This is a genomic window from Cytophagia bacterium CHB2, from assembly GCA_030263535.1.
In the GTDB taxonomy this organism is placed as follows: Bacteria; Zhuqueibacterota; Zhuqueibacteria; order Zhuqueibacterales; family Zhuqueibacteraceae; genus Coneutiohabitans.
The window spans coordinates 1-3,866 of record SZPB01000486.1 but is presented as its reverse complement, the minus strand read 5'-3'; the positions used below and the strand labels follow the sequence as shown (position 1 = coordinate 3,866).

At 53.1% G+C, this 3,866-nt stretch carries 4 protein-coding genes; all 4 read left to right on the top strand.

The features are described 5' to 3' along the window. The first annotated feature begins 14 nt into the window (after nucleotides 1–14). The 4 genes from FBQ85_27695 (at nucleotide 15) to FBQ85_27680 (ending at nucleotide 3,687) form a co-directional block, all read left to right on the top strand. Nucleotides 15–338 carry a hypothetical protein gene (locus FBQ85_27695; GenBank protein ID MDL1878917.1) on the top strand — a complete coding sequence of 108 codons (324 nt, stop codon included), beginning with the start codon at nucleotides 15–17 and terminating at the stop codon, nucleotides 336–338. A gap of 164 nt (nucleotides 339–502) precedes the next feature. Then, nucleotides 503–1,522 (top strand): NAD-dependent epimerase/dehydratase family protein, encoded by a 1,020-nt coding sequence (locus FBQ85_27690; protein ID MDL1878916.1) that lies wholly within the window; start codon nucleotides 503–505, stop codon nucleotides 1,520–1,522. Nucleotides 1,523–1,702: 180 nt separating this feature from the next. After that, nucleotides 1,703–2,488, top strand: a complete 786-nt coding sequence (locus FBQ85_27685; GenBank protein ID MDL1878915.1) for an acyltransferase — start codon at nucleotides 1,703–1,705, stop codon at nucleotides 2,486–2,488. After that, nucleotides 2,365–3,687, top strand: coding sequence for a glycosyltransferase family 4 protein (locus FBQ85_27680; GenBank protein ID MDL1878914.1), 1,323 nt, complete (start codon nucleotides 2,365–2,367; stop codon nucleotides 3,685–3,687). Before FBQ85_27685 ends, FBQ85_27680 begins: the two co-directional genes overlap by 124 nt. Nucleotides 3,688–3,866: the final 179 nt, after the last annotated feature.

Here is a 3,866-nt window from a genome sequence, read left to right as displayed (position 1 = left end):
AGGAGCTGCATCGCGTGCTCAAACCCGGGGGCGAGGCGAGCATGATTGTCTACAACCGCATTTCCTGGCTCAATGCCATGTCAAAGGTGATGAAAGTCGAGCTGGAGCATGAAGACGCGCCCGTACTCAACAAATATTCGATTGCAGAATTCAAACGCATGCTCGCGCCGTTCGACAAGGTTCGCATCGTACCCGAACGATTTCCCGTGGCCAGCAAGCTGCAAAAAGGCTGGAAGGCGGCGCTGTTCAACGGCGTTTTTGTGCCGGGCTTCAATCTACTTCCAAAATTTTTGGTGAGACCGCTGGGTTGGCACATTATGGCGTTTTGTTATAAATGATGTTTGTGGCTTCGCATCGAACGGCTTTGTCAATGTCCGAAGCTCTTCCAGGCCCAGGTTTTCATCTGTTCGTTGCGATGAAGAGGTGTGATGGGAATAGTACCGATTAAAGACCTTTTGCTTCATGTTACCCTTCCTCAGTGTCCCCTCACGCCTTCCGGCAAATGACTAGCGGAGTTTTATTCATGCCAGGAAAAGTTCTCGTTACCGGTGCGAATGGCTTCACCGGCAGTTACCTCTGTAAACACCTCTTGCAAAAAGGCTATCACGTACGCGGCCTGGTACGCAAGAGCAGCAATCTCTCGCTGCTCAAAGGCATTGATATTGAGCCGGTTTATGGCAATTTTGCCGATAAAGACAGCGTACATGATTTGCGGGCCGCGATGAAAGGCGTTGAAACGGTTTATCATATTGCCGCAGCCTATCGCACGGAGGGTGTGCCGAACAAATATTTTTGGCAGGTGAATTTTGAAGGCACCCGCCATTTGCTCGAAGCGGCGCTGGCCTCGCAAGTTAATCGCTTCGTGCATTGCAGCACTGTGGGGGTACAGGGCGATATCAAGAACCCGCCGGCAACCGAGGAAGCGCCCTATGGTCCGGGCGATGTTTATCAAGAATCCAAGCTCGAGGGCGAAAAACTCGCGCGCAAATTTTTTGAGGAGCATCGCTGGCCGGGTGTCGTCGTGCGTCCGGTAGGCATTTATGGCCCGGGCGATCAACGTTTTCTCAAAATATTCAAATTTGTCAACAACGGCCGCTTTCGCATGTTTGGCAGCGGCGAAGTGTTGTATCACATGACGTTTGTCGAGGATCTTGCCGCCGGCATTATTTTGGCCGGCGAAAAACCGGAAGCACTCGGACAAGTATTCACCATTGGCGGCAGCGAGTACACGACGCTGAATGAGTTGGTGGCGCGTATCGCGACCGCGCTGGGCGTGCCGAAACCCACAAAACACTTTCCGGTTTGGCCGGTTTGGACCGCAGGATTGCTGTGCGAACTAATTTGCAAACCGCTGCGCCTTGAACCTCCGGTGTATCGCCGGCGCGTTGATTTCTTTGTCAAAGATCGTGCATTCGATATCTCCAAAGCTCGCCGCCTGCTCGGCTACGAACCGAAATTCAACCTGGACGCCGGCCTGAAAATCACCGCAGATTGGTATCGCGCCAACGGGCTGTTAAATTAAGTTGCACGATTACGCCTTCGGATATTGTTGATTGTAATAATGTCTGTTGGCGCCGTATGTTGTTTTTGTTTTGGATTTGCCAGGTTGGACTAACAGAAGCAGGCGCCGTTGCGTTGGCCGCGACGGCAAAGTGGCAACGGCCATTCAGATGTTTCTTATAATTTTTTTCATGAAAACCTCATGACTGACAACCTCACTCACAAACCGCGCCGTGAAACAGTCGAGATTCAGAAAGAGCTGTTTGACGCAAAGAAATCGAAGCTGCAGAAATACAAGGAAATCGTGCTCGGCGAGAGCAGCACCTGGTATTTGATCAAGTACGAATTGATCACGCTTGTCGCGAGCTGGCTGCCGGGCGCGCTCGGCTTGGTTCTGCGGGGAAAGTTGTATCCGCTGCTCTTGGGCAGCGTCGGGCGCAATGTCACCTTCGGCAGCAACGTGGTGTTGCGCCATCCGCGCAAAATTCATCTTGGCAATGATGTGGTCATCGATGACAATGTGGTGCTGGATGCCAAAGGGAATGATAACGAGGGCTTGTTCATTGGCAACGGCGTGTTTGTGGGCCGCAATACCATTCTGAGCTGCAAAAATGGCGACATCGTCATCGACGATAACGCCAACCTCGGCTTCAACAGCGAAATTTTTTCTGCCAGCCGCGTGCGCGTGGGCAAGAACGTGTTGATGGCGGCATATGTTTATCTCGTGGGTGGCACGCACACGTTCAACCGCAGCGATATTCCGATCATTGAACAAGAACGCTCGAGTCAAGGCATCGAGGTTGGCGACAATTCCTGGTTGGGTGCGCACGCCGTGGTGTTCGACGGCGTGACGGTTGGCCGCGAATGCATCATTGGCGCGGGCGCCGTCATCACTCTGGATATTCCCGACTGGAAAATCGCCGTGGGCGTGCCCGCAAAGGTAGTCAAGGATCGCCGCGAAATGTCGGGCAAAATCGAAACTGTCTAAACGAAACTCATACTCCTCGCGATTCGATATTGAACATGAGCACGCGAGAGCGCAAGAAGGCGAATATGAGCAGAACGCATCGCATTCTCCACGTGATCGACAAACTCTCCATGGACGGAGTCAACCCAAGCAGCGTTGCGCTCTGTTTCATCGAGTGGTTCAAGCATGCCGACACGCGCCGTTTTGAAGTAATGGCCTCCGTACTGCGCCCGCCGGACGCCGCCAGCAAGCATCTCGAAGACAACGGTGTCCGGCTTTTTTACATCGACAAAGGCAAGTATTCCTTCGCCAACGTCGGCGCAATTGCCGATCTGGTGAAGCGGGAAAAAATCGATTTGCTGCATTTGCACGGCTATAGCGCCGCGAACTTCGGCCGGCTCGCCGCGAAACGGGTGAAGATTCCCGCGTTGGTACACGAATGGGCCATTCTCAAAATTCAGCCGCATCAATTTGTGATGGATTGGCTGCTGCGCAACAGAACGGATTTGGCGGTGGGCGTCAGTGAAAGCGTGCGGGAATTCTTGGTTTCGGGACGCCACGTGCCGGCGGGTAAGACAAGCGTGGTCTGGAACGGCGTCAATCTGAATAACTTTAAAACTGCGGATCCGGCAAAGGTCAAGGCCTTTCGTGAAAAATTTGGCCTCGCTGATCATCAACTTGTCATCGGCACGATGACGCGGCTGCGTGAAGAAAAAGGCAACCGCTATTTCGTCGAAGCCGCCGGCAAAGTCGCGCAAGAATATCCCGAGGCGCGTTTTATCATTGCGGGCGACGGCCCCCTGCGTGAAGAGCTTGAAGCGCTCGCGATGAAACTCAATCTTAAAGGCAAACTCCATTTTGCCGGGTTCGTCTCGGAAGTCGCCGCGGCGTTTGCCGCATTTGATATCGCAGTGATGGCCTCGTTGACGGAAGGATTTCCATTTGCGCTGGCGGAAGCCATGGCCGCCGGCAAGCCGGTAGTCGTTACCGCCGTTGGTGGCATGAAAGAAATGGTGCAGCATGAGGTCAATGGCTTGTTGGTTCCGGCCGCAGATAGCGCTGCACTCGCGCAAGGCTGGTTGCGCTTGCTGCGTGACGCTGCTCTGCGGGAAAAATTCAGCAAAGCCGCGCGTGAGCGCAGCCAGGCTTTCAGCGTGGAACGCAATGTCATGGCCCTGGAAGAACTTTATTCGAAATTGATGTCGAATGGCCGCGCGTGATCGAAGTATCGTTTTCCACCGAAATTGCGACTCAAAGTTTCAACAAAATTTTTGGAGTCGTGAACGGTTACACTCGCTTGTATGACTATTTCATCTTGTCATCCTGGACGGATATTTTGAAGTACTCGGCCTAATGCGAGTACTTCAAAAAATTCGGCTGCATGACACTTCGAGATGGT